This window comes from Micromonospora sp. WMMD975 (assembly GCF_029581215.1).
Lineage (GTDB): Bacteria > Actinomycetota > Actinomycetes > Mycobacteriales > Micromonosporaceae > Micromonospora.
The window spans coordinates 2194282-2219715 of the sequence record NZ_CP120739.1 but is presented as its reverse complement, the minus strand read 5'-3'; the positions used below and the strand labels follow the sequence as shown (position 1 = coordinate 2219715).

The following is a 25434-nucleotide window of genomic DNA, read 5'->3' as shown; positions in this document are numbered from 1 at the left end:
GGTTACGGTAACACCCTGAAAGCGCTTACTGAAAGCGCATTCAGTGTCGATTCCCGACCTCACCGGGTTTCGGCCCCACCGAGAACGGAGGGTCATGGCCGCGCAGAGCACCATCGAGCAGCCCGGACGGACCAGCCCGCCCGGACGCGACGCCCCGGCCGCCCGCCGTACGCGCCGGCCCGGCGCCGCCACGCTCCGGTTCGCCTCACGCACCTGGCGCCCGGCGGCGGTCCTCGCGGCGATCCTCGTCCTGTGGTGGGTGGTCACCGCGGCCGACCTGGTCAAGCCGTACCTGGTCCCCTCGCCCGCGGACACGCTCGACGTGGTGCGGGCGCAACCCGGCTACTTCGCCCACCACACCTGGATCACCACCTACGAGACGGTGCTCGGCTTCGTCATCGCGATCGCCGTCGGCGTGTTCTCGGCCGTGGTGATGGTCTACTCCCCCACGGTCGAGAAGAGCCTCTACCCGCTGCTGCTGTTCGCCCAGGTCATCCCGAAGATCGCGATCGCGCCGCTGTTCGTGGTGTGGCTCGGCTTCGGGCTGTCGCCGAAGGTGGTCGTCGCGGTCCTGATGGCGTTCTTCCCGATCGTCATCTCCACCGTCACCGGCCTGAAATCCATCGACCCGGAGATGCTGCAACTCTCCGCCACCATGGGCGCCGGGCCCGCGCAGACATTCCGGAAGATCCGGTTCCCGGCCGCCCTGCCGCACCTGTTCGCCGGCCTCAAGGTCGCCGCCACGATGGCCGTCACCGGCGCCGTGGTCGGCGAGTTCGTCGGCGCGAACGAGGGCCTCGGTTACGTGATCCTGCAGGCCAACGGCAACCTCGACACCCCGACGCTGTTCGCCGGGCTGGTCGTCATGTCGTTGCTCGGCGTCGTCCTGTTCGTCGTCGTCGAACTGCTCGAACACGTCCTGCTGCCGTGGCACGCCAGCCGCCGCACCGACGCCACCACCACAACGATGTGAAACGGAGTCATCCGCAGATGAAGAAGCGTTTCCTCACCGCCGCGCTGCTGCCGGCGTTCCTCATCTCCGTCACCGCCTGCGGCTCCTCCTCCGGGGGCGAGCAGGCCAAGAGCGCCGACGGCAAGGACAAGGTCACCCTGACGCTCAACTGGTACCCGTACGGCGAGCACGCCCCGTTCTACCTGGGCCAGAAGAAGGACATCTTCGCCAAGCACGGCATCGACCTGACCATCAACGCCGGGCAGGGCTCGCAGAAGACCGTCCAGGCCACCGCCGCCGGGCAGACCGACTTCGGCTGGGCCGACACCCCGGCGCTGCTCGCCGCGGTCGGCCAGGGCATGGACGTCAGGAGCGTCGGCGTCTTCCTCCAGACCACCCCGTCGTCGGTGCAGTTCTTCACCGACAAGAACATCAACGCCCCGGCCGACCTCAAGGGCAAGACCATCGCCTCCACCGCCGGCGACGCGCTGAGCAAGACGTTCCCGGCGTTCCTGAAGGCCAACGGCCTCTCCGCCGGCGACGTCACGCTCCAGAACACCGACCCGGCCGGCAAGATGGCCGCGGTCATGTCGGGCAAGACCGACGCGCTGCTCGGCTTCGCCAGCGACCAGGGCCCGACCATGCAGGAGAAGGCCGGCAAGCAGGTGTCGTACCTGAAGTTCGCCGAGCACGGGCTCAACTTCTACAGCAACGGGCTGATCGCCTCCACCGACACCATCAAGAACAAGCAGGACCTGGTGAAGCGGATGGTGGCGGCGAGCAGCGAGGCGTGGACCGCGGCCCAGTCCGACCCGGCCGGCGCGGTCGCGGCGATGGCCGGCGCGTCCCAGCAACTGCCCTCGGAGAAGGTGCTCACCGACCAGTTCAACGCCACCCTGCAACTGCTGCACACCGACGCCACGAAGTCCATGGCCCCGGGTGTCAACGACGAGGCCGACTGGCAGAAGACCATCTCCGTCTTCGCCGACTCCGGCGTGATCAGCAAGGCGGAGTCGCCCGCGTCCTACTGGGACGCGAGCTTCGCCCCGAAGGGATGAACGCGATGACGGTCGGCAACCCCACCGCCGCTGCCGCCGCGGACGCCACGGCGACCGGCGCCGCGGTCGAGATCGACCAGGTGGCGGTCCGTTTCCGCACCAAGAAGAAGGACACCACGGCGCTGCGCGACGTGACGCTGCGGATCGCCCCCGGCGAGTTCGTGGCCATCGTCGGCGCGTCCGGCTGCGGCAAGTCGACGCTGCTGAAGCTGGTCTCCGGGCTGCTGCGTCCGACGTCCGGCCAGGTCCGCCTGGACGGCGAGGACGTCCGCGGGCCACGCCGCGACATCGGGTACGTCTTCCAGCGCGCCGCGCTGCTGGACTGGCGCTCGGCCCGGCGCAACATCCTGCTCCAGGCGGAGATGCGCCGGATGCCCAAGGCGCAGGCCCGCGCCCGGGTGGACGAGCTGATCGCGATGACCGGGCTGACCGGCTTCGAGGACGCGTACCCGAACGAGCTGTCCGGTGGGATGCAGCAGCGCGTGGCGCTGTGCCGCGCGCTGCTGCACCGCCCTCCGGTGCTGCTGATGGACGAGCCGTTCGGGGCGCTCGACGCGCTCACCCGGGAACAGATGAACGTCGAGCTGCGACGCATCTGGCGGGAGACCGGCACCACCGTCCTGCTCGTCACCCACTCCATCGCCGAGGCCGCCTACCTCGCCGACCGGGTGATCGTCATGACCCCTCGACCCGGCACCGTCGCCGAGGTCATCGACGTCGACCTGCCCGCGGAACGCGACTACGGCCGGACCATGTCCGACCCGGTCTTCGCCCGGGTCACCGAACGCATCCGCGATCTGCTGGGCGCGACGACGTCGGCCGACTGAGCACTGGGAAGGACACACACGTGGAGCGCACGTCTATCGGGATCATCCTCAACGGCGTGACCGGACGGATGGGCTACCGGCAGCATCTCGTCCGATCCCTGCTCGCGATCCGCGAGCAGGGCGGACTGCCCGCCCGCGACGGCAGCCGCATCTGGCCGGAGCTGACCCTGGTGGGCCGCAACGAGGCCCGGCTCGCCGAGATCGCCGCCCGGCACGGGCTCACCTCGTACACCACCGATCTGGACGCGGCGCTCGCCGACGACAGCCACCAGATCTACTTCGACGCGCAGGTGACCGCCCAGCGGGAGAAGGCGATCCGGGCGGCGATCGAGGCCGGCAGGCACATCTACACCGAGAAGCCGCTCGCCGAAGGGCTGGACGGGTCGCTGGAGCTGGCCCGGCTCGCCGCCGCCCGGGGCGTCAAGAACGGCGTGGTGCAGGACAAGCTGTTCCTGCCCGGCCTGCGCAAGCTCAAGCGGCTCGTCGACGGCGGCTTCTTCGGCCGGATCCTGTCGGTGCGCGGCGAGTTCGGCTACTGGGTGTTCGAGGGCGACTGGCAGGACGCGCAGCGCCCGAGCTGGAACTACCGCGCCGAGGACGGCGGCGGCATCACCGTCGACATGTTCCCGCACTGGCACTACGTGCTGGAGCAGATCTTCGGCGAGGTCACCGCCGTCACCGCCGTCACCGCCACGCACATCCCGGAGCGCGTCGACGAGAACGGCGTCACCTACCCGGCCACCGCCGACGACGCCGCGTACGGCATCTTCGAACTGGCCGGCGGCATCATCGCCCAGATCAACTCGTCCTGGGCGGTGCGGGTCTACCGGGACGAACTGGTCGAGTTCCAGGTCGACGGCACCCACGGCAGCGCGGTCGCCGGGCTGCGCGACTGCCGCATCCAGCACCGCGGCGCCACCCCGATGCCGGTGTGGAACCCGGACCTGCCGGTCACCGAGCCGTTCCGCGCGCAGTGGCAGACCGTGCCCGACAACGCCGACTACGACAACGGTTTCAAGGTGCAGTGGGAGGCGTTCCTGCGGCACGTCGTCGACAACGAGCCGTTCCCGTGGGACTTCCTCGCCGGCGTGCGCGGTGTGCAGCTCGCCGAGGCCGGGCTGCGCTCCGCCCGCGAGGGCCGGCGGATCGAGATCGGGGAGATCGACAGGTGACCGCGCGGATCACCCTGCCCACCCGGGGCGGCGGCGTCGAGACGCTCACCCTGCGGGAACCGGCCGGCTGGCAGCGGCCGGCCGCGCCGCCGGCCAGCCGGATCGCGTACGCGGCGGCGCACGTGGTCGCCGACCCGTACGCCGACAACGCCCCCGGTGCCCCGGCCCGGCTGGACTGGGACGCCACCCTCGCGGTGCGGCGCGACCTCTGGTCCTGGGGGCTGGGCGTGGCCGAGGCGATGGACACCGCGCAGCGCGGCATGGGGCTGGACTGGGCGGCCACCCAGGAGCTGATCCGGCGCAGCGCCGCCGAGGCCGCCGCCTGCGGTGGGCGCATCGTCGCCGGGGCGGCCACCGACCAGCTCACCGCCGTGCCCGACACGCTCGACGAGGTCGTCACCGCGTACGCCGAGCAGGTCGCGTACGTGCAGGAGTGCGGCGCGGTCGCGGTGGTGATGGCCAGCCGGCACCTCGCCGCGCTCGCCACCGGACCGGACGACTACCGGCGCGTCTACGAGCAGGTGCTGCGGTCCGCCGGCGCGCCCGTGGTGCTGCACTGGCTCGGCGACATGTTCGACCCGGCCCTCGCGGGCTACTGGGGCTCGACCGACCTGGACGACGCCACCAAGACGTTCGTCGCGCTGGTGCACGCCCACGCCGACGTGATCGACGGGGTGAAGGTGTCGCTGCTGGACGCCGGGCGGGAGGTGCGGCTGCGGGAGCTGCTGCCGCCGACGGTGAAGGTCTACACCGGCGACGACTTCCACTACCCGGAGCTGATCGAAGGCGACGGCGCCCGGTCCAGCCACGCGCTGCTCGGCGCGTTCGCGGCCATCGCCCCGGCCGCGTCGGCGGCGTTGCAACGGCTCGACGCGGGCGACCCGGCCGGCTTCCGGGCGGTCCTCGACCCGACCGTGCCGCTGTCCCGGCACGTGTTCGCCGCGCCCACGCCGTACTACAAGACCGGCATCGCGTTCCTGTCCTGGCTGAACGGGCGGCAACCGGGCTTCACCATGGTCGGCGGCCTGCACGGCGGGCGCAGCGTCCCGCACCTGGTCGAGACGTTCCGGCTGGCCGACGCCGCCGGGCTGCTGCTCGACCCGGAGCTGGCGGCCGACCGGATGCGCGGCTACCTGACCGTAGCGGGGGTGACCGGATGACCGCCGACCCGCGACTGGCGAAGCTGTCGCTCAACCAGCGCACCACGCAGCGCTGGTCGGTGCGGGAGGCGGTCGACGGCTGCGTGCGCGCCGGCATCCCGGCGATCGGGCTGTGGCGTGAGCCGGTCGCCGAGATCGGCGTACCGGCCGCGGCGAAGCTCGTCGCGGACGCCGGGCTGCGGGTGTCGTCGCTGTGCCGGGGCGGGTTCCTCACCGCCGTCGACGAACGCGCGCGGGCCGAGGCGCTCGTCGACAACCGGCGCGCCATCGACGAGGCCGCCGGGCTCGGCACCGACTGCCTGGTGCTCGTCGTCGGCGGTCTGCCGCCCGGCTCCCGTGACCTGCTCGGGGCCCGGCACCGGGTCGCCGACGCGCTCGCCGAGCTGGCCCCGTACGCGGGCGAGCGCGGCGTGCGCCTGGCGTTGGAGCCGCTGCACCCGATGTACTGCGCCGACCGGGCGGTGCTGTCCACGCTCGGGCAGGCGCTGGACCTGGCCGAGGCGTTCCCGACCGAGCAGGTCGGCGTCGTGGTGGACACGTTCCACGTGTGGTGGGATCCGGACGTGTGGCGGCAGATCGCCCGCGCCGGGGTGCGGATCGCCAGTTTCCAGGTCTGCGACTTCCTCACCCCGCTGCCGGCCGACGTGCTGTTGGGTCGCGGCATGATGGGCGACGGGCACATCGACTTCCCGCCGCTGCGCCGGGCCGTCGAGGCGGCCGGCTGGACCGGGGACACCGAGGTGGAGATCTTCAACGCCGAGGTGTGGGCGACCGACCCGGACGAGGTCCTCGCCACCATGGCCGACCGCTACGTCGAGCTGGTGCTGGCCGACTGATGCGGGTCGTCGTCGCGCCCGACTCGTTCAAGGGCTCGCTCGCCGCCGCCGACGCCGCCCGCGCCGTCGCGGACGGTTGGCGGGCCCGCCGGCCCGACGACGACGTACGGCTGCTGCCGCTCGCGGACGGCGGCGAGGGCACGCTCGACGCCTTCGCCGCCGCCCGGCCCGACGCGGTCTGGCACACCACCACCGTGCCCGGGCCGGACGGGCGGCCGGTCGACGCCGGCTGGCTGCTGCTGCCGGAGGACCAGGTCGCCGGGCAGGGCGTCGGCACCGCCGGCGGGTGCACCGCCGTGCTGGAGCTGGCCCGCGCCAGCGGGTTGCCGCTGCTGCGTGGCCCCGACCCCCGGCACGCGCACACCTACGGCCTGGGCGCGGTCGCCGCCGCCGCGCTCGACGCCGGGGCCACCGCGCTCGTGATCGGTCTCGGCGGGTCCGCGAGCACCGACGGCGGCACCGGCGCACTGCGCGCCCTCGGGCTGCGGCTGCGGGACCGCGAGGGCCGGGACCTGCCGCTCGGCGGCGCCGCGCTGGCCGGGCTGGCATACCTCGACCGCGCCGGACTGCGTCCACCACCGCCGGGCGGGGTGCGGCTGCTGGTGGACGTGACCGCGCCGCTGACCGGGCCGGCCGGCGCCGCCGTCGTGTTCGGGGCGCAGAAGGGCGCCGGCCCGGACGACGTCGCCGTGCTGGACGCCGCGCTGCGCCGCCTCGCCGACTCCGCCGGCGGCGATCCCGACCAGCCCGGCGCGGGTGCGGCCGGCGGCGCCGGGTACGGGCTGGCGGCGCTCTGGGGCGCGCGGATCGTGCCCGGCGCGGCGGCGGTCGCCGAGCTGGCCGGGCTGCCCGAGGCACTGGCCGGGGCGGACCTGGTGGTCACCGGCGAGGGCCGGTTCGACGAGACGTCGCTGCGCGGCAAGGTGGTCGGCGCACTGCTCGACACGGCCGCCGCCGCCAGCGTACCCGTGCAGGTGGTCGCCGGTCAGCTCGGCGCGGCGCCGCCGGAGCCGGTGACGGCGGCGGTGTCGCTCGTCGAGCTGGCCGGGTCGACGGCGTCGGCGCTGGCCGACCCGGGCCGCTGGCTGCGCGAGGCGGGCGGCCGGCTCGCCGCACAAGTCCGGCCTGTCGGGCAAAACAGGTGGCCGTCCGGCGGGTAGCTGCGCCACGATCGGATCATGACCTCCCCGCACCCCTCGATCACCACGCCGATCACCCCCGAGCTGCTGCGCGGCGCGCTCGACCTGGAGACCACCGCGCACGGCGTGCTGCCGCACCGGCTGCCCGCCCGGGCCCGGGCGCAGAACACCGACCCGCAGGTGGCGATGGCGGAGGCGATGCCGTCCGGCGTACGGCTGCTGTTCCGCACCCGCGCCACCGTCGTCGAGCTGGACGTGCTCGCCACCAAGATGGTCTACCGGGGCGCGCCGCCGCGCCCGGACGGCCGCTACGACCTGCTTGTCGACGGGCGCCTCGCCGGCCAGGGCACGGCCGGCGGCGGCAAGGTGCTCGCCATCGACCTGACCACCGGCGCCGTGACCAACGAGCCGGGTCCGGTCGCCACGGTCGGCTTCACCGACCTGCCCGCCGGCGACAAGGAGGTGGAGATCTGGCTGCCGCAGCGGGAGATCACCGAACTGGTGGCACTGCGCACCGACGCGCCGGTGGAGACCGTCGGCGACCGCGGCCGGCGGGTGTGGCTGCACCACGGCAGCTCGATCAGCCACGGCTCGGACGCGGAGAGCCCCACCGGCACGTGGCCCGCCATCGCCGCCGGGCTCGCCGGAGTCGAGCTGGTCAACCTCGGGTTCAGCGGCAGCGCGCTGCTCGACCCGTTCACCGCGCGGGCGATGCGGGACACCCCGGCGGACCTGATCAGCGTCAAGATCGGCATCAACCTGGTGAACAGCGACGTGATGCGGCTGCGCGCGTTCACCCCGGCGGTGCACGGGTTCCTCGACACCCTCCGCGAGGGGCACCCGGACACCCCGCTGCTCGTCGTCTCGTCGATCCTGTGCCCGGTGCAGGAGGACACGCCCGGCCCCGGCGCCGCCGACCTCAGCACCGGCACGCTCCAGTTCCGTGCCACGGGTGACCCGGCCGACCAGGCCGCCGGCAAGCTCACCCTGCGGGTCATCCGCGCGGAACTGGCCCGGATCGTGGCCGCCCGGGCCGCCGAGGACCCGCACCTGCACTACCTGGACGGGCTGGAGCTGTATGGGGAGGCGGACTTCGCCGAACTGCCGCTGCCCGACCAGCTGCACCCCGACCCGGTCGCGGACCGCCGGATCGGCGAGCGCTTCGCCGCGCTGGCGTTCGGCCCGGGCGGCCCGTTCGCCGCCGTCCCTTCCTGAGAAACCGGCCCGGGCGGAACGCTCGCGGCGTCCCGGCCGGCTCCGTCAGGGAGTGCGGGTCCCCACGATCGGGGGTGGCTCCTGGCGGCGGACGTCGAGGATCGGTGCGCCGTACTCCTCCTTGGCCGTCTCGAACGCGTCGCGGAAGGCGCGGAACCGCCGCTTGACCTCCGGCGCGGACTGCGACTCGTCCGACTCGCTGTGGAACACGCGCAACGTCCGTTGCAGCCTGACCGCCTGCTGGTGACCGAGCATGGACTGTTCGCGGTCACGGACGATCCCCTGCACGAGCTGGCCGGATGCGGCGAGGAGCCCGAGTGCCGCCGGCACCCAGGTGGGCGCCGAGACCGCCAGCGCGAACGGAACCGCGAGCGCCGAGACGCCCGACGCCACGGCGACGCACTGGTAACGGATCGAGCGGACCCGTGCCACGCCGACCACCGCCGCGATGTGGCTCTGGGCCCAGCTCACGTAGTCACGCTCGGCCTTGTTCAACTCGCCCGGCGGCTCGTACCTGCGGAACGCGCGTGGATCGGGTCGGCTCTCCTCGGTGAGCAGGGTCCGCGCCACCGCCAGGATCACCAGCGGCACGGTCACGCCGACGACCGCACGTCGAGGCATGCGTACCTCCCGATCAGGCTCCGCGGCCGGGACGTCGGCGCGTCCTCGCCGAAGCCGCAGCGTACACAGTGCCGGCAACCGGCGCCGCGCCGATCACGTCCGGCCTATGCCGTATCGACCGCGGAGCGGACCCCGGCATGACGCCGGGGTCCGGGCGCGGACCCGCCGTCACGCGGGCCCGGGGGTGCGGTCGGGTCAGAGTCGCCGTCGGCCGTACGTGCCGGCGACGATGGCCACACCGACCGCGGCGAAGATCACCTGGATCAGCAGCTCGATCCAGTCGACGCCGCTGGTGTCGGCCACGTCGAGCGCGCCGGCGACGGCCGTGCCGAGGAGTGCGGCGACCACGCCGATGACCAGGGTGAGCCAGATCGGGATGTTCTGTTTGCCAGGTACGACCAGCCGGCCCGCCGCGCCGATGACCAGGCCGATGATGATGCCGGAGACGATGCCGCCGACGTGCATGGTTGCCGCCCTTCCACGGGGGTACGAGTCGACCGACTGATTGCCCGGGGCAACGAAAAATCAAACCGGGTGGCGGGCTGGCCGGACCACCGTCGACGGGGTGTGATGGTCGGACGAACCGTCGCACCCGAGGAGGACCCATGGCGCACGGCCCGGTGCTCGTCATCGGACTCGACCCGGTCCGGATCCCCGGCTGGGACCCGGAGCCGGTGGTGGCCGCGATCGCGCGCGGCCACGCCCGCTTCGCCGAACACGGGATCGAGGCCGACCTGTGTCTCACCGCGACCGACGCGGACGCCGAACGGGAGATCGCGGCGGCGTTGACCCGGCGGGACTACGCCTGCGTGGTGATCGGCGGCGGCATCCGCAAGCACGAGCCGCTGCTGGCGTTCTTCGAGCAGGTGATCAACCTGGTGCACCGGCACGCGCCGGGCGCGGCGATCGCCTTCAACAGCAGGCCCGACGACACCGTGGACGCCGCCCTGCGCCGGCTCGGTTAGGGCGTGTCCCGCAGCGGCCACACCTCGACCACGCCGTGCGCGACCGCGCACGGGGTCCTCGACACCATCTCGATCGCCTCCTCCATCGAAGCGGCCTCGATGACGGCGAACCCGCCGACCGGAAGCGCCGAGGTCAGGAACGACCCGTCGCGCATGTCGGTGCCCGCGTCGTCGTGGTTGCGCACCTGCACCGGCGAGCCGGCGACGCCCATCCGTACCCCGGCCGCCCGCAGCCGCTCGTCGTGCGCGTGCGCCGCGTCGCGTACGGCGGGGTCGGTGCGGTCGTAGCCCGCCTGGTCGCCGTACCCAATGGTGATGAACGTCGGCATGGCAGTTCCTCCCGTCGCGCGTTCCGTCACCACCCTGCCTACCACGCGCGTTCACCGACCCCGCCGATTCACGGAAACAGTGGCCATCCCCCACGGAATAGCCACGGTTTCCGTGAATCAGCGCGGCGGAGGGGGTGCGTCAGGCCGGCTTGCCGGTCACGGTGAGGTTCCGCGTGCGACCCTCGTTGTCGAACGAGCCGAAGCCCACCCGACCCGAGGTGAACGTGGTGTCCCTCGCGGTCATCAACGGATCGGAGTGCCCGTCGACGTAGACGGCGATCTCGCCGGTGGCGGGCAGGTGCACCACCCGCACGTCGTGCCACTTCGCGTCGGTGACCGCCGGGTTCGCGCCCCGGGAGCGGCCGTTCCACTGGTGGTCGATGCGCTCGCGGTCGGCGTTGTCCACCTTGAAGATGCCGTTGTGCGGATAGATCGTGTTGTCGGTGGACAGGTGCGCGTAGTAGTACTGCGTGTCCGACTGCCAGCCGAACACGATGATCACGTCGCGGTTGGTCACCTCGACCGGGGTGTCGAGGCGTACCTTGGCGTCGATCCGGACCGACGTCCAGGCCGGGCCCTTGGTCAGCACCGCGTACTCGAAGGGACGCCGCGGGCCCTCGGGCGCGTCACCGGCCTCGGCGAGGATCACCTGGTTGCCCTCGAACCGCCACTTCGACGGCGTCCGCGGCGCCCAGTTCCCGGCGCCGCCGGTGTTGGTCACCCGGGTCCGGCCCACGTCGCCGTCCGCCACCTTCTTCGTGCCGACCACCTTCCAGATTGTGCCATTGGCCTTGGCCAGCAGGTAGAGCTCGCCGGCCGCGTCGGTGCCGAAGCGCAGGTCGACCCGGTTGGGGTCGCCGGGCGCGCCGGGCGCGGACAGGTCCTGCATGCGCACCAGGTCACCGGCGGGCGTGTACAGCGCGAGGCGGTGGATCTCGGCGAGCCCCCGGCCGCGCCGCATCTCCCTCGCCTCGGTGTAGAGGACGCGGCCGTCGACCAGGTCGCCGAAGACGTACTTGCCGGTCAGCGCCGGCAGGGTCCGGCCCCGGTAGACGAACCCGCCGGCCACCGCGACCCCGACGTCCGAGGTGCAGTTCCAGTCCGCGGCCGGGTCGTGGTCGTACGCGGCGACGGGGTACGTGTAGCCGTACGTCGCGTCGTCGGCCGGCAGCGGGTAGAGCTTGTCGCACGGGTTCGTGGCGGTCTTGTCGAACACCCAGTTGCCCTCGCGCTCGCTCCAGCCGAAGTTGTCGCCGGCGCGTACCTCGTAGATGGACTCGACCGCGTGCTCGCCGATGTGGCCCAGGTACATCTTTCCGGTGGCCTGGTCCCAGGAGAACCGGTGCGGGTCGCGGAAGCCGACGGCGTAGATCTCGCCGAGCGCGCCGGCGCGCGTGACGAACGGGTTGTCGGCGGGGATGCCGTAGCGGCCGTTGGGGGCGTTGGCGCCGCGCGGGTCGATGCGCAGCAGCTTGCCGTGCGGCAGGCCCATGTTCTGCGGGTCGCCGTTGCGGTAGCCCTGGCCGCCGTCGCCGACGGCGAGGTAGAGCATCCCGTAGTCCCGGTCGCGCGGCTTCGCGGTCGGGTTGAAGTTGATCTCCTGAACGCCGTGGATCTGGCCGGCGAAGCCGATGCGCAGCAGCTCCCGGTGGGTACCGGCGAACGTGTCGGCGGCCGGGTCGCTCGCCGTCCACTCGGTGATGACGGCCTGGTAGATGGTGTTCGGCTGGGCGTAGTCGGGCGTCCGGGTGGCGAGCGTGGCCTGCTCGGTGTGGATGGTGTAAAAGCGACCGTTGCGGCCGAACTCCGGGTGGAACGCCACGTAACCGAAGCCCTGGCCGAGGCCGCGGCCGGAGAAGAACTGCGGCGCGAAGGTGGCGGCCACGTCGAGGTAGACGTGCGGCACCCCGTCGCGTACGAGATAGAGGTTGCCGTTGAGGTCGGGCACCGCGCGGCGGCCGGAACGGTCCGGCAGCTCGCTGATGGTGTTGATCCGGGCCTTACGGTTCAGGCGCTCGTCGACGGGCGCCGGGTTGGGGGTGGACTGCGGGAAGCTGGCGTACTCCTGGAGCACCAGCCCGAGGCGGGACTGGGTGGGGCTGGCCGGGATCGGGTCGTAGACCGCCCCGGCGGCCTGGGCGGGCGCGCCGACCACTGTGGACAGGACGAGGGTGGCGGCGGTGACGCCGGCGGTCAACACGGCTCTGCGGAGCCGGCCGGCGCTGCCACGGCGGTGGGACACGCGGTTCTCCTTCTCGGTCGGGCGGTGGCGCGTCATCGGCTCATCAGCCGGTACTGCGCGGCGATGTCGCGGGCCGGCACGACGGTGTCGAGGAACATCAGCCCGTCCATCCGGCAGTCGCAGGGATTGCGTTCGAGGGTGTCCTGCGGGAAGCTCCCGCCGAGCTTGATGCCACGCGGGTCGGTGGCGCTCGTGACGTGCGGGCCGGGGCCGTCGAGCTGCCAGGGGTCGCCGGCGGTGGTGTAGAAGCCGTCGACCGGGCGGCCGTCGCGGTAGAGCGCCATCGTGCCCCGGGTGAAGTCGTACGTGGCGGCCAGGTGCACCCACGTGCCCTTGGGCAGCAGCGTGCGCCAGTCCTCCCGGGCGGCGAACGTCTGCGAGGCGCCGCCGTCGACGCGCCGGCCGAGCGCGACCAGCCGCAGCTCACCGTTGACGTCGATGAGTTCGAGCAGCGCGCGCACGCCGTGCCCGTCGGAGTCGCCGGTGAGCACGCCGGCCAGGCCGATGGCGTTGTAGCGGTCCGTCGGGTCGGCGGTGGTGGAGTTCAGCGCCGGGCCGTCCATCTCGCGCTTGAACCAGCCCATCACGGTGGTGCCGCCGGTCGCGGCGAACAGGCGCAGCGTGCGTACGCCGCTGGCGGACCAGATGCCCGCCTTCCAGTCGTCGTTGCCGGTGGCCGCCGGCGCGATCTGCCGGGTCTGCAACGCCCGGCCGCTGCCCGGGTACGCGCGGTCCGGCACCCGCATCGCCGCGCCGCCGTTGACCAGCTCGATCTCAGTGCCGGAGCGCCCTTGGTCGCGTTCCAGCGCGGGATCGCCGGGGACCGGGTGGTCGAAGTCGTAGTAGGCGACCAGGTGTGACCGCAGGGCGGGGTGGACGTCGGGCGGTCCGGGCCGGTCGGCGGTGGCCGGGCTCGCGGCGGCGACGAGTGCCAGCGCCAGCGCGGTGGTGGCCGCCGCGGCGGCCGTCTGAGGTCTTCTCATGGTGGTGGTGCTCCCTTCGTCGGTGTGAGGTGGTGTCGAAGGTGGATCACCAAGCTGCGAAAGCGCTTACGTAAGCGCTTTCGTACCCTATGCTTGTCGGCACGCCCCAGGCAAGAGCGCGGCGCGGATCAATGGCCTTCCAGGAGTTTGTCGATGCCCCGACCCGGTCCCCGGCTGCGCCTCGCCGACGTCGCCGAACGCGCCGGCGTGTCCCTCGCCACCGCCTCCCGCGCCCTGGCCGGCCGCGACGGCGTGAGCGAGGAACTCGCCCGGCACGTCCGGCAGGTCTCCCGGGAGCTGGGCTACGTCGCCAACCCGTACGCCCGCACCCTGGCCGGTGGCGCCACCTCCACGGTCGGCCTGATCGTGCACCAGATCGACGACCCCTACTTCTCCGAGATCGCCAGCGGAGTCATCGAGGTCGCCGCCGAGCAGGGGCTCCTCGTCCAGATCGCCCACTCCGGCCGCGACCCGGAGAACGAGCTGCGCCAACTGCGGCACCTGATCGCCCAGCGGGTCGGCATCATCCTGATCGCCGGCTCCGGCTACGACGACCCGGGTGTCGAGGCGCAGGCCCGCGACGAGTTGGCCGATTTCCAACGCGGCGGCGGCCGGGTCGCCGTGGTCGGGCGACACGCGCTCGGCGTGGACGCGGTGGTGCCGGACAACGAGGCCGGCGGCCACGCCCTCGGCGCGCACCTGCTCGCCCTCGGGCACCGCCGGATCGCGGTGGCGGCCGGCACGCCCGGCCTGACCACCGTCGCCGACCGGCTAGCCGGGGTGACGGCCGCGCTGGTCGCCGCCGGCCACTCCCCCGACGAGATGGCCGTGGTGCACTCCGACTTCACCCGCGACGGCGGTCGGGTGGCGGCCGAACGGATCCTCGGCGCCCACCCGGAGAGCACCGCGATCGTCGCGCTCAACGACGCGATGGCGATCGGGGTGCTCTCCGTGCTGCGGGCCCGGCGCATCCCGGTGCCGGAGCGGATCTCCGTGGTCGGGTTCGACGACGTGTCGGTCGCCGCCGACCTGGCGCCGAGCCTGACCACGGTGCGGCTGCCGATGACCGAGATGGGACGGACGGCGTTGCAGCTCGCCCTGAAGCCCCGGGCCACCCGGCCGCGCCGGCGCTCCACCGGCCACACGCTCATCGTCCGCGACTCGACCGGCCCGGCGCCGACCCCCTGACCCGGCCTCCCGACACAGCTTTCCGGGCCGGGTCGGTCGGGTCGGTCGGCGGTCAGGTTGTGGGGAGCCAGGCCAGCGTCGTCATGCCGGCCAGGCCGGTCGCCTTCAGGCCGGCGTCGGAGACCGTCCAGAGCACGTCGCCGACCACGAGCGACCGGCGGATCCGCGTCCAGTCCACGCCGTCGGTCAGGGCCGGTGGGTGCTCGACCGTGCCGGCCACGGTGAACCCGCCGTCGCCGACCCGCAGCGCCAGCGCCCCGGTGCCCGGTTCACCCGCGCCCACCCCGCCGCCGGCCCGGTCAGTGGCCACGCCGGGCCGGGTCACCGGGATCACCAGCAGGTGTTCCGGCGCCCAGTAGAGGAACGCGTGCGGGTCGGACTCGGCGTCGGACCAGCCCTGCGCGACGTGGTGCCGGGCGACCCGGGTCGGCCGGGCCGGGTCGGCGACGTCGAACAGCGACACCTGCGTGCCCTGGACCCGACCCCGGTCGGTGGCCTCCTGCCCGACGCCGAACAACCGGCCGTCCCCGGCCGGGTGCAGGTACGAGGAATACCCGTTGATCTTCAACTCGCCGGTCACCCGGGGCGCGGCGGGATCGCGCAGGTCCACCGTGTAGAGCGGGTCGGTCTGCCGGAACGTCACCACGTATCCGCTCTCGCCGAGGAACCGCACCGCGAAGATCCGCTCACCGCGGCCCAGCCCGGTGACCTGGCCGACCGGCTTGAGTTTCGCGCCGTCGGTGCGCAGCACGTACACCCCGGAGGTGGAGTCGGTCCCGCGACGCCTGCCGTCGTCGGTGGTGGTGGCCACCCGCAGGTGACCGTTCCACTCGGACAGCGCGTACTGGTTGATCAGCCAGCCCGGCACCGAGCCGGCGGCCACGTAGCGCGGCGTGCCCGAGCGGGTGTCGAACTGGTAGATCTCGGTGGTTTCCGCCGGCCGGACCGACGACGTGCCCGCCCGCCACCAACGCCGGTCGTTGGTGAGATAGAGCCGCGGGCCGCTGCTGTAGACGGTGTCGCCGTCGGCCGCGACGGTCACCGGGTCGCCCGTGCCGAGGACGGTCGCGGCGAGGTCGAAGCTGAGCACGGTCACCATCGAGGCGCCGGAGAAGCCGGCCGGCCGGCTGACCCGGTCGCAGCCGACCCGCCCGCCGGTCGTGCGGCCACCCTCGCGAACCTCGTACCGGGGCAGCCAGTCGTCGAGCGTCGCCCTGGCGATGACGGCGCGGTTGGCGGCGGTACGCCTGGCGTCCGTGCCGTTGGGCGGCGGCGCGAAGGCCAGCCGGGGCGTGGAGCGGACCACCACCCGGGCGGTGGCGCCGACCTGCCGGGCGTCGACCAGGCTGCCGTCGATCCGGTAGTCGCCGACGACCTTCGGCGGCCCGGCCAGGTCCACCAGGACCAGTCGGGCCTCGGGTGCGCTCGGGGCCGGTCGACCCTTCGACGTGGCGGGCTTGGCCACCCACCGGGCGGGGAGCAGCACCAGCGCCCGGTCGCCGTGCAGCAGCAGGCCGGCGTCACCGCCGGAGAACCGCTGCGCGGACGGCGGATCGATCGCCAGCCGCCCGGTGAGCTTGCGGCTCACCGGGTCCACCACGGACAGCACGCCCCGGGTGACCGTCACGATCCGCCGCCCGTCGGTCTTGACCAGGTCCGGCTCGTCCACCCCGGCCTCGTGCACGGTGGTGCCGGAGAAGCCGCCCGTGGACGCGCCCGCGGCGTCCTTCGCCGCGCCGGCCGCGGAGGCGCGTTCCGCGGCGGCGAACGGCGCGACGTCGCCGTCCGGCCCGAAGCCCCACGGGCCGACCGCGGCCTTCGCGGCGCTCCGCAGCTGCTTCAGCGCCTCGTCGCACGAGTCGAAGGCGACCAGTCGCAGCCCGCCCGCCGGCCCGCCCCGGTCGCGGGGCGGTGGGGCGGACGGGTGCGCGGTGCATCCGGCGAGGGTCAGCGCGGCGACCATCGCCCATCCGACGGTCCGGGTTCTGCCAGTCATGGTTCGTCAGACGTGACCGCGCCGGACCTGGTTCCCCGACGCGCGGCGCTCAGCCGCCGGCCATCGCGCCGAGCACGATGAACGGCTCCTTGCCGGCGACCACCTCCTCGGGCAGCGGCGCGTCCGGCGGCTCGTTCGACAGGTCCAGTTCGCAGGCGTAGAAGCGGACGAACGGCCGGCGCTCGCCGCTGCGCCGGTCCCGGATCGTGCCCAGCAGCATCGGGTACGCCGCCTCCAGCGCGTCGAGCACCTCGCGCTGGGTGGGCGGCCCGGCCACCTCGACGCGGACCTCGCCGGCGACGTGCGCCAGGTTCTTCAGGTGGGCCGGCAGCACGACCCGGATCACGGCAGCACCTGAACCTCGACGGAGAGCACCGCGGGCAGGTCGCGCACGATCGGCGCCCAGGTGTCGCCGTCGTCCGCCGAGTGGTAGACCTGGCCACCCGTGGTGCCGAAGTAGATGCCGCACGGGTCGAGCGTGTCGACCGCCATCGCGTCGCGCAGCACGTTGACGTAGCAGTGCGACTGCGGCAGGCCCTCGGTCAGCGGCTCCCACCGCTCGCCGCCGGTGCGGCTGCGGTAGACGCGCAGCTTGCCCTCCGGCGGGTAGTGCAGCGAGTCGCTGGTGATCGGCACGACGTAGACCGTCTCCGGCTCGTGCGCGTGCACCGCGATCGGGAAGCCGAAGTCGCTCGGGAGGTTGCCGCTGACCTCCCGCCAGCTCGCGCCGGCGTCATCGGTGCGCATCACGTCCCAGTGCTTCTGCATGAACAGTGTGTCCGGCCGGGACGGGTGCTGGGCGAGGCGGTGTACGCAGTGGCCGACCTCGGAATCCTGGTCGGGGATCTCCCCCGAGCGCAGCCCCTTGTTGATCGGCAGCCAGCTCGCGCCGCCGTCGTCGCTGCGGAACGCCCCGGCGGCGGAGATCGCGACGTAGATCCGGTCGCGGTCGGTCGGGTCGAGGATGATCGTGTGCAGGCACATGCCGCCGGCGCCGGGCTGCCAGGACGGGCCGGTCGGGTGCTGGCGCAGCGCGGTCAGCTCCGACCACTTCTCACCGCCGTCGGTGGACAGGTAGAGCGCGGCGTCCTCGCCGCCCGCGTAGACCGTCTCGGGGTCGTGGCGGGACGGCTCGAGGTGCCAGATCCGCTTGAACTCCCACGGTCGGGGCGTGCCGTCGAACCAGAGGTGTTCCCCGACCTCGCCGGCGTAGGCGAAGTCGTTGCCGACCGGCGTCCAGGTCCGGCCGCCGTCGTCCGAGCGCTGGATGAGCTGCCCGAACCAGCCGCCGGACTGGGACGCGTAGAGCCGCTCCGGTGCGACCGGCGAACCGGTCAGGTGGTAGATCTCCCAGCCGCCGAAGTGAGGCCCGTCGACCGTCCAGTCGCCGCGCCGCCCGTCGGACGTCAGGATGAACGCGCCCTTGCGCGTGCCCACAAGTACCCGTGTCGTCGTCACGTCTCGTCCTCCATTCGATGGTTCCCCAGGTCCGACCGTGCGCCGCGCCGAAACTCATCGCTGTCGTACTCCCCGGGTACGACAATCGGCGTAGGCGCAGGTGGCGGCGGGGTCGCCACGCCGGCCGCCGAGGAATGTCGGTGCGAGTCGTTACCCTGCGCGCATGACCGGGCCCGGAGACGTACCCCCCGCCTACCTCGACCGGCTGCGGCCGGTCTGCCTCGGCCTGCCGGAGACCTACGAGGAGCCGGCCTGGGTCGGCACGCGCTGGCGGGTCCGCACGCGCACGTTCGCCCACGTGCTCACCGTCGACCCCGACCACCAGGCGGCGTACGCGCGGGCCGCGGCGACCGGCGAGCCGATCTGCGCGCTGACGTTCCGCTCCCCCGGCGACGAGATCGCCGGGTTGATCGCCGCCGGTCCGCCGTTCTTCAAGCCGGGGTGGGGCGCCGACGTGGTCGGCATGGCACTCGACGGCCGGACGGACTGGGCCGAGGTCGCCGAGTTGCTCACCGAGAGCTACTGCGTGCTCGCCCCGAAGAAGCTTGTCGCACGGGTCACGCGCCCGTTCGGCCCGATGTGACCCGACCCGCCGGGGGTGCCGCCGTCACCCCGTTTCCGGCTACCGTGTCCGGGGTAGCACTGCCGTAACCCGGGCCCGTCGCCGCGCAGGTCCCGGGGGCAGCGACCGACGCGGCCGACGAGACCGCCGGGGGGTGAGCGTGCGGGTGCTGGCAGGGCGTTACCGGCTGGTCGAGCAGATCGGCCGGGGCGGAACGGCGATCGTCTGGCGCGCCGTCGACGAACTCCTCGGGCGGACCGTAGCGGTGAAGCTGCTCGACTCCGACGCCGCCGACGACCGCTGGTGGCGGGCCGCGGTACGGGCCGAGGCGCGGGCGGCAGCCCGCCTGAACCATGCGAACGTGGCCGCCGTCTACGACTACGGCGAGGCCCGCACCGCCGGGTTGCGCCGGCTGCCCTTCCTGGTGCTGGAATACGTCGAGGGCGAGACGCTCGCCGACGCGTTACGCCGCGACGGGGCCCTGGACTGGCCGCGGGCTGTCCGGGTCTGCGCGGAGGTCGCGGCCGGGGTCGCCGCCGTGCACGCCGCCGGCCTGGTGCACCGTGACCTGAAGCCGGGCAACGTGCTGCTGTCGCCCGCCGGGCCGAAGCTTGTCGATCTCGGGATCGCGCTCGCGGTCGGCGCCGACACCGTGAACGGTCGGGGCGAGATCCGGGGCACGCCCGCCTACATGGCGCCGGAGCAACTGCTCGGCGAGGTCGCCGTGCCCGCCAGCGATGTCTACGCCCTCGGCCTGCTGCTCACCGAGTGCCTGACCGGGCGCCGCCCGGTGCGCCCCGACGAGCCGGAACGCGACGACCACCTCGCCGACCTCCCGGTCGACGGCGTCCCGGACGCCGTCGACGGCCTCCGACGGGCCTGCCTGGCGCCGCAGGCCGGGGACCGGCCGACGGCCGACGAGGTGGCCCGCCGGCTCGGCGCGACCGTCGCGGCCCCCCAGGCGCGGATGCGGCCCGCCGTGGCCGGCCACCCGGCCGCCCCTCCGACGGTGGCCACCGGGACCGCCCGTTCGCGACGCCGCCGGGCGCTGCTGGTGGGCAGCCTGCCGGTCGCCCTGGCGGGCGCGGTGCTCGCCGCCCAGTTGCCCGGGCTCTCCTCGACCGGCGACGCCGCCGAGGGCGCGGCGGAGCTGCCGTCCGCCGCGCCGTTCGGGTGTGCCGTCGCCTGGTCGTCGGACCGGGCGACGGACGGCACGTTCGGTGCCGACGTCACCGTCGAGGTGAGCGGGCCGCGACCGGCCGGCGAGCCGGTGTTGTCCTTCCGGCTTCCCCCCGGCCAGCGGCTCACCGCGCCGCTCGACCGCTGGCAGTCGGGTCGCCAGGTGCGCCTGCCGGTCACGGTGGACCGGGCCGGCACGACGCGGCTCCCGCTGCGGGGCACCTGGACGGACCGCACCGGCACCGCCGCCGACTCGTTCGCGGTCGGCGGCGTGCCGTGCCGACGGTCCGCGATCGTCACCATCGGCGACACCCGCTCCGCGACCGGCCCGTCCCGACCCGAGGCGCCCCCGACCACCGAGCCGGTCCGGGCCGACGCTCCGCCGTCCGACGCCATGCCCGACAGCGAGCCCACCGCCGATCCCCAGCCGTCCGGCCCGGCGAGCGACGAACCGTCGCACTCCGCCACGCCGTCGCCGTCCACCAGCCCGTCGCGCTCCGCCACCCCGTCGGAGTCGGCGACACCGCCCCCACCGACCGCCGATCCCACCGGGACGACCGAGCCGCCGACGACGCCACCGACCGGGCCCGACGGCGAGGCGGCGGAGCCGACCGGCACCACGACGGCCGGCGACACCGATCCCGACACCCGGGCCTGAGCACCGGCAGGATCACCAGAGGTACGCCGAGGCGGCGCCGAACGGGCGACTAGGGTGAGCACCGGCGTGCCGGCAAGCCGGCCGGTAGTTGACCGTCGTGTTCCGAAGCTGCGGCAGGAGTCATCGTGCGAGCCCGAGACCTGGCTGTCCCGTTCCCCTCCATCACGCTGTCCTCGCCCGTGCTGGAGGCGGCCCGGTTGCTGGCGGACAACAACCTGCCCGGGCTGATCGTCGTCGACGACCGGGAGCGCCCGGTGAGCGTCCTGCCCGGCGCGCAGGTGCTGCGCCTGGTGATCCCCGGCTACTGCCGGGAGGACCCCACCCTGGCCCGGATGATCGACGAACCCACCGCCGACGTGTTCTTCCGGGGAGCGGAAGGTCGGACCGTGCGGGACCTGCTGCCCCGCGATCGGCCGGAGCCGCCGGTGGTCGAACCGCAGGCGACGGTGCTGGAGGTCGCCGCCGTGATGGCGCAGCGGCTCAGCCCGCTGGTGGCGGTGGCGCCCCGCGGCGAGCCGATGATCGGCGGCATCACCCTGGACGCCCTGCTCGACCGGATGCTGGCCGCATGACCGGGCTGGCCTGGGCCTCGGTTGCCGTCTTCACCGTCGCGTACGTCCTGATCGCCACCGAGAAGATCCACCGGGTCGCCGCCGCGCTCGGCGGGGCGGCGGTGATGTTCCTGATCGGCGCCACCGACGCCGGGCACGCCTTCTTCTCCGAAGAGTCCGGCATCGACTGGAACGTGATCTTCCTGCTGATCGGCATGATGCTCATCGTCTCCGTACTCAAACGCACAGGCGGTTTCGAGTACGTGGCGGTCTGGGCGTCGAAGCGGGCGCGGGGCCGCCCGTACCGGGTGATGGTGATCCTCGTGCTGATCACGGCGGTGGCGTCGGCGGCGCTCGACAACGTCACCACCGTGCTGCTCATCGCCCCGGTGACGTTCCTGGTCTGCGAACGGCTCGGGGTGCCGGCGGTGCCGTTCCTCATCGCCGAGGCGATGGCCTCGAACATCGGCGGCACCGCCACCCTGGTGGGCGACCCGCCGAACATCATCATCGGCAGCCGGGGCGGGCTGTCGTACAACGACTTCCTGGTCCACCTCGCGCCGCTGGTGGTGCTGCTGCTCGTGGTCTTCCTCGGGTTGTGCCGGCTGATGTTCCGCGACGCGTTCCGCTACGACGCGGAGCGGGCCGCGCAGATCGCCGCCCTGCGCGAGCGCGACGCCATCCGCGACCGCCGGCTGCTGATCCTCGGACTGGCCGTGCTCGCGGCGGTGACCGTGGCGTTCGTGCTGCACACCGTGCTGGACCTGGAACCGGCGGTGGTCGCGCTGCTCGGCGGGCTGCTGCTGCTGGCGCTCTCCCGGCTCGACGCCGGGGAGGTCAGCCGGGACGTGGAGTGGCCGACCCTGGTGTTCTTCGCCGGCCTGTTCATCATGGTCGGCGCGCTGGTCAACACCGGCGTGGTCGAGCAGATCTCGCAGGCCGCCATCAACGCCACCGAAGGCCGGCTGCTGCCGGCGTCGCTGGTGCTGCTGTGGGGGTCGGCGGTGCTGTCGGCGATCGTCGACAACATCCCGTACGTGGCGACGATGAGCCCGGTCGTGGCGGATCTCGTGCACGCCCAGGGCGGCGGCGGGCAGTCGCGGGTGCTGTGGTGGGCGCTGGCGCTCGGCGCGGACCTCGGCGGCAACGCCACCGCCGTCGGCGCCTCGGCCAACGTCGTCGTGCTCGGCCTGGCCGAACGCGCCGGACAGCGGATCACCTTCTGGCAGTTCACCCGCTACGGCCTGCTGGTCACCCTGGTCACCGTCGGGCTGGCGATGCCGTACCTGTGGCTGCGCTACTTCGCCTTCGCCTGAGCGTCCCCGCTCAACCGAGCTTCTTGCGCAGCGTCTCGAACGCCAGGTCCGGGCGGCGCGGCAGACCGAACCGCTCGTCGCCGTACGGGAACGGGCTCAGCTCGCCGGTGCGGACGTAGCCGCGCCGCTCGTACCAGGCGATCAGGTCCTCGCGCTGCACGATCACGGTCATCCGCAGCTCGCCGGCGTGCCAGCGGTCCCGGGCGAACCGCTCGGCCCCGGCCAGCAGCTCACGGCCCAGCCCGCCGCCCTGCTCGGCCGGCGCGACCGCGAACATGCCGAAGTAGGCGTGGTCGTCGCGCCGCTCCAGCTGGCAGCAGGCGACCAGGCGTCCGTCACGCTCCGCCACCAGGACCACGCCGTCCGGGCCGGCCACCGCCGCGGCCACCATCTCCGGGTCGGTGCGCTGCCCGTCGAGCAGGTCGGCCTCGTGGGTCCAGCCGGTCCGGGCGCGGTCCCCCCGGTACGCCGACTCGATCAGGTCGACCAGGGCGGGCACGTCGGCGGGCCGGGCGGTACGGGTGTTCATCGGCGCTCCACGGTCGAGGTTCGGCGTACCGGGCCAGGGTACGCAGCATGCCGGTCCTCCGGCGGCGCGGGACGGCCGGACGTCGGGCGGCGTGGTTGACTGCCCGGCAAACGGCGAGACCGACGCGTGGGTCCCGATCGAGGAGAGCCTCGCGGTGTGGCGGCGGGCGGCCCGCGACGCCGAGCTGACCGTGGCGCGGCTGACCGGCTGCGACCACGCGCCCACGCTCGACGAGCGCGAGGACCTGGCCGGTGTCAGCGCGCAGTACGAGGCGGTCCTGCTGGACTGGTTGGGCCGGCGACTGCCGGCTCCGGAATCGCCTCGCCGCTGACCGCCGCCGTGGCTAGGCTGCCCGCCATGACCGCCGCCGAGCTGCCGATCGCCGAGTTCGCCTTCCCCGGCCCGCTGCGCGACCAGCTGGTCGCCGCCGTGCTCGACGGGACCAAGACCAGCACCACCGGGCTGCTCCAGGACTACGAGATCGACGGCGAGGCGCTGCCGGAGGTCGGCGCCCGGTTCGCGGTGGTCGACTCCGCCGGCGCGCCGGTGGCGGTGATCGAGGTGGTCGAGGTCCGCGTCGCCCGGGTCGGCGACGTGGACCTCGACCACGCCCGCGACGAGGGCGAGGGGTACGAGTCGGTCGCCGACTGGCGCGCCGGGCACGAGCGCTACTGGCACGGCGGCGACTACCGGGGGTGGCTCGGCGACCCGGCGTTCACCGTGGACGACGACACGCCGGCCGTGCTGGAGCGCTTCCGGCTCGTCGAGACGCTCTGACCCGGCTCGGTCGAACCACCGGGCCCGCACGTCCGCCCCGCCCGGCGGGAAGCGCAGCACGGTCACCACGAGCGTGATCGCCCGGCCGCCCGTACCGCCGAACCGGCCGCTGCCACCGCGCACGGCGGAGCGCTCTGGTCCGGCGCCCTTTGGGTGCACTCGTTGTCGTCATAGCAACAACGGGTGCACCCAAAGCCGGGGGCGCGGAGCGCGTAGGGGTGGTGGTTCCGCTTGGGGGGCCGATACGGTCAGGGCGTGTGAGGTCGGCCGCCACGGCCGGCGCGGGAGCCGACGTCGGCGGTGGCCGGAGAGGGGCATTCGTGGCGCTGCTGAGCTGGCTCGCCGAGTCCACCGACGAACGTCCGGACGCGGTCCGGGTGGACGACCGGTCGATGTCCTGGGTGGAGCTGCGTCGGGCGGCCACCGCCGTCGCCGACGAGCTACGCGGGGCCCGGCGGGTCGCGGTGCCCGCCACAACCAGCCTGGAGACCGTGGTCGGCGTGGTCGGCGGGCTGCTGGCCGGTGCGGCGGTGGTGCCGGTGCCGCCGGACGCCGGGCCGGTGGAACGCGACCACATCCTGCGCGACTCCGGGGCCGAGGCGCTGGTGACGCCGCCCGGCGCTGGTTCCGCGCCCCTGCCGGTCGTGCCGGTGGACCTGACCCGGCGCTCGGACACCCGGCACCCCGAGCCGGACGCTGCGGCCACCGCGCTGATCCTCTACACCAGCGGCACCACGGGCGCGCCCAAGGGCGCGGTGCTGTCCCGTCGCGCGGTCGCCGCCTGCCTGGACGGGCTCGCCGACGCCTGGGCGTGGACACCTGACGACCTGCTGGCGCACGGGCTGCCGCTGTTCCACGTGCACGGGCTCGTGCTCGGCGTGCTCGGCCCGCTGCGCGTCGGCAGCCGGCTGCGCCACGTCGGCCGGCCCCGCCCCGACCGGTACGCGGCAGCCGGCGGCTCGCTCTACTTCGGCGTACCCACGATCTGGTCGCGGATCGCGGCGGAACCGGCGGCGGCGCGGGCGCTGCGCGGCGCCCGGCTGCTGGTGTCGGGGAGCGCCGCGCTGCCCGAGCCGGTCTTCGCGGCGCTCGGCGGGCTGACCGGGCACCGGCCGGTCGAGCGGTACGGGATGACCGAGACGCTGATCACGGTGAGCGCCCGCGCCGACGGTCCGCGCCGGCCGGGCACGGTGGGTGTGCCGCTACCCGGCGTGCGCACCCGCGTGGTCGACGAGCACGGCGCCCCGCTGCCCGCCGACGGTGACGCCATGGGCGAGTTGCAGGTGCGCGGGGAGACGCTCTTCGACGGCTACCTCAACCGGCCGGACGCCGACGCCGCCGCCCGGACCGCCGACGGCTGGTTCCGCACCGGCGACGTGGCGACGGTCGGCCCGGACGGCTGGCACCGGATCGTCGGCCGGGCCGCCACCGACCTGATCAAGAGTGGCGGTTACCGGATCGGCGCGGGCGAGGTGGAGGACGCGCTGCTGGCCCATCCGGGCGTGCGGGAGGCCGCCGTCGTCGGCCTCCCCCACCCCGACCTGGGCCAGCAGGTCACCGCGTACGTGGTCGGCGACGGCCTGGGCGAGGCCGAGCTGATCGACTTCGTGGCCCGGCAGTTGTCCGTGCACAAGCGGCCCCGGCAGGTGCGGCTTGTCGACGCGCTGCCCCGCAACGCCATGGGCAAGGTGCAGAAGAGCCGGCTGGCCGAGGGCTGACGC

At 73.8% G+C, this 25434-nt stretch carries 26 protein-coding genes; 17 read left to right on the top strand and 9 right to left on the bottom strand.

Annotated elements, in window-relative coordinates; translation table 11 throughout:
• The first annotated feature begins 94 nt into the window (after positions 1-94).
• Genes O7613_RS09425 through O7613_RS09390 form a run of 8 tightly spaced genes read left to right on the top strand, consistent with a single transcriptional unit; the run spans position 95 to position 8359 of the window.
• On the top strand, positions 95-973 hold the full coding sequence (locus tag O7613_RS09425; RefSeq protein ID WP_282293309.1) for an ABC transporter permease subunit: 879 nt from the start codon (positions 95-97) through the stop codon (positions 971-973).
• Between the two features lie 17 nt (positions 974-990).
• Positions 991-2010, top strand: a complete 1020-nt coding sequence (locus O7613_RS09420) for an ABC transporter substrate-binding protein (RefSeq protein ID WP_282293307.1) — start codon at positions 991-993, stop codon at positions 2008-2010.
• Between the two features lie 5 nt (positions 2011-2015).
• A complete protein-coding gene (locus O7613_RS09415) occupies positions 2016-2837 on the top strand; it encodes an ABC transporter ATP-binding protein (protein WP_281589584.1) in 822 nt (273 codons plus the stop codon).
• Positions 2838-2857: 20 nt separating this feature from the next.
• Positions 2858-4009: a Gfo/Idh/MocA family oxidoreductase gene (locus tag O7613_RS09410; protein WP_282293305.1), complete on the top strand. Its 1152-nt coding sequence runs from the start codon at positions 2858-2860 to the stop codon at positions 4007-4009.
• Complete coding sequence (locus O7613_RS09405) at positions 4006-5169, top strand: dihydrodipicolinate synthase family protein (RefSeq protein WP_282293304.1); 1164 nt, start codon at positions 4006-4008, stop codon at positions 5167-5169. Before O7613_RS09410 ends, O7613_RS09405 begins: the two co-directional genes overlap by 4 nt.
• Positions 5166-6005 (top strand): sugar phosphate isomerase/epimerase family protein, encoded by an 840-nt coding sequence (locus tag O7613_RS09400; protein WP_282293303.1) that lies wholly within the window; start codon positions 5166-5168, stop codon positions 6003-6005. Before O7613_RS09405 ends, O7613_RS09400 begins: the two co-directional genes overlap by 4 nt.
• Positions 6005-7165, top strand: a complete 1161-nt coding sequence (locus tag O7613_RS09395) for a glycerate kinase (RefSeq protein WP_282293301.1) — start codon at positions 6005-6007, stop codon at positions 7163-7165. Before O7613_RS09400 ends, O7613_RS09395 begins: the two co-directional genes overlap by 1 nt.
• A gap of 18 nt (positions 7166-7183) precedes the next feature.
• On the top strand, positions 7184-8359 hold the full coding sequence (locus tag O7613_RS09390; protein WP_282293299.1) for an SGNH/GDSL hydrolase family protein: 1176 nt from the start codon (positions 7184-7186) through the stop codon (positions 8357-8359).
• 45 nt (positions 8360-8404) lie between these two features.
• Here O7613_RS09390 and O7613_RS09385 read toward each other — a convergent pair whose 3' ends face one another.
• Both O7613_RS09385 and O7613_RS09380 read right to left on the bottom strand, forming a co-directional pair.
• A complete protein-coding gene (locus O7613_RS09385) occupies positions 8405-8980 on the bottom strand; it encodes a hypothetical protein (protein ID WP_282293297.1) in 576 nt (191 codons plus the stop codon).
• Positions 8981-9175: 195 nt separating this feature from the next.
• Positions 9176-9445, bottom strand: a complete 270-nt coding sequence (locus O7613_RS09380) for a GlsB/YeaQ/YmgE family stress response membrane protein (RefSeq protein ID WP_282293296.1) — start codon at positions 9443-9445, stop codon at positions 9176-9178.
• 140 nt (positions 9446-9585) lie between these two features.
• Here O7613_RS09380 and O7613_RS09375 point away from each other — a divergent pair, with 140 nt between their 5' ends.
• A complete protein-coding gene (locus O7613_RS09375) occupies positions 9586-9945 on the top strand; it encodes a hypothetical protein (RefSeq protein ID WP_282293295.1) in 360 nt (119 codons plus the stop codon).
• Here the strand turns inward: O7613_RS09375 and O7613_RS09370 are convergent.
• The 3 genes from O7613_RS09370 to O7613_RS09360 all read right to left on the bottom strand — a co-directional run bounded on the left by O7613_RS09370 (position 9942) and on the right by O7613_RS09360 (position 13499).
• Positions 9942-10274 carry a YciI family protein gene (locus tag O7613_RS09370; protein WP_282293294.1) on the bottom strand — a complete coding sequence of 111 codons (333 nt, stop codon included), beginning with the start codon at positions 10272-10274 and terminating at the stop codon, positions 9942-9944. The two genes, O7613_RS09375 and O7613_RS09370, sit on opposite strands and share 4 nt — an antisense overlap.
• 139 nt (positions 10275-10413) lie before the next feature.
• Positions 10414-12516, bottom strand: a complete 2103-nt coding sequence (locus O7613_RS09365) for a PQQ-dependent sugar dehydrogenase (protein WP_282293292.1) — start codon at positions 12514-12516, stop codon at positions 10414-10416.
• Positions 12517-12548: 32 nt separating this feature from the next.
• Positions 12549-13499 carry a LamG-like jellyroll fold domain-containing protein gene (locus O7613_RS09360; RefSeq protein ID WP_282293291.1) on the bottom strand — a complete coding sequence of 317 codons (951 nt, stop codon included), beginning with the start codon at positions 13497-13499 and terminating at the stop codon, positions 12549-12551.
• A gap of 153 nt (positions 13500-13652) precedes the next feature.
• On the opposite strand from O7613_RS09360, the gene O7613_RS09355 reads away from it, so the two are divergent.
• Entirely contained in the window at positions 13653-14687 is a 1035-nt protein-coding gene (locus O7613_RS09355; protein ID WP_282293289.1) for a LacI family DNA-binding transcriptional regulator, read from the top strand.
• Between the two features lie 52 nt (positions 14688-14739).
• Here the strand turns inward: O7613_RS09355 and O7613_RS09350 are convergent, their stop codons facing one another.
• Genes O7613_RS09350 through O7613_RS09340 form a run of 3 tightly spaced genes read right to left on the bottom strand, consistent with a single transcriptional unit; the run spans position 14740 to position 18141 of the window.
• Positions 14740-16683, bottom strand: coding sequence for a beta-propeller domain-containing protein (locus O7613_RS09350; RefSeq protein ID WP_282293287.1), 1944 nt, complete (start codon positions 16681-16683; stop codon positions 14740-14742).
• A gap of 49 nt (positions 16684-16732) precedes the next feature.
• Complete coding sequence (locus O7613_RS09345) at positions 16733-17029, bottom strand: MoaD/ThiS family protein (RefSeq protein ID WP_281589610.1); 297 nt, start codon at positions 17027-17029, stop codon at positions 16733-16735.
• Complete coding sequence (locus O7613_RS09340; protein ID WP_282293285.1) at positions 17026-18141, bottom strand: exo-alpha-sialidase; 1116 nt, start codon at positions 18139-18141, stop codon at positions 17026-17028. The genes O7613_RS09345 and O7613_RS09340 overlap by 4 nt, the downstream gene beginning before the upstream one ends.
• A gap of 163 nt (positions 18142-18304) precedes the next feature.
• On the opposite strand from O7613_RS09340, the gene O7613_RS09335 reads away from it, so the two are divergent.
• The 4 genes from O7613_RS09335 (at position 18305) to O7613_RS09320 (ending at position 22407) form a co-directional block, all read left to right on the top strand.
• Positions 18305-18724 (top strand): MmcQ/YjbR family DNA-binding protein, encoded by a 420-nt coding sequence (locus tag O7613_RS09335; RefSeq protein WP_281589612.1) that lies wholly within the window; start codon positions 18305-18307, stop codon positions 18722-18724.
• A gap of 139 nt (positions 18725-18863) precedes the next feature.
• Positions 18864-20540 carry a serine/threonine-protein kinase gene (locus O7613_RS09330; protein WP_281589614.1) on the top strand — a complete coding sequence of 559 codons (1677 nt, stop codon included), beginning with the start codon at positions 18864-18866 and terminating at the stop codon, positions 20538-20540.
• Between the two features lie 125 nt (positions 20541-20665).
• The gene (locus O7613_RS09325) at positions 20666-21112 is read left to right on the top strand and encodes a CBS domain-containing protein (RefSeq protein ID WP_281589616.1); all 447 of its coding nucleotides are present in this window, start codon (positions 20666-20668) and stop codon (positions 21110-21112) included.
• Positions 21109-22407, top strand: coding sequence for an ArsB/NhaD family transporter (locus O7613_RS09320; RefSeq protein WP_281589618.1), 1299 nt, complete (start codon positions 21109-21111; stop codon positions 22405-22407). Before O7613_RS09325 ends, O7613_RS09320 begins: the two co-directional genes overlap by 4 nt.
• Before the next feature lie 10 nt (positions 22408-22417).
• On the opposite strand, the gene O7613_RS09315 is transcribed toward O7613_RS09320, so the two are convergent.
• Positions 22418-22936 (bottom strand): GNAT family N-acetyltransferase, encoded by a 519-nt coding sequence (locus O7613_RS09315; protein ID WP_282293282.1) that lies wholly within the window; start codon positions 22934-22936, stop codon positions 22418-22420.
• A gap of 91 nt (positions 22937-23027) precedes the next feature.
• Between O7613_RS09315 and O7613_RS09310 the strand changes: the two genes are divergently transcribed.
• The 3 genes from O7613_RS09310 to O7613_RS09300 all read left to right on the top strand — a co-directional run bounded on the left by O7613_RS09310 (position 23028) and on the right by O7613_RS09300 (position 25431).
• Positions 23028-23267, top strand: coding sequence for a hypothetical protein (locus O7613_RS09310; protein ID WP_282293279.1), 240 nt, complete (start codon positions 23028-23030; stop codon positions 23265-23267).
• A gap of 26 nt (positions 23268-23293) precedes the next feature.
• Positions 23294-23713 carry an ASCH domain-containing protein gene (locus tag O7613_RS09305; RefSeq protein WP_281589622.1) on the top strand — a complete coding sequence of 140 codons (420 nt, stop codon included), beginning with the start codon at positions 23294-23296 and terminating at the stop codon, positions 23711-23713.
• Between the two features lie 320 nt (positions 23714-24033).
• A complete protein-coding gene (locus tag O7613_RS09300; RefSeq protein ID WP_281589623.1) occupies positions 24034-25431 on the top strand; it encodes an acyl-CoA synthetase in 1398 nt (465 codons plus the stop codon).
• Positions 25432-25434: the final 3 nt, after the last annotated feature.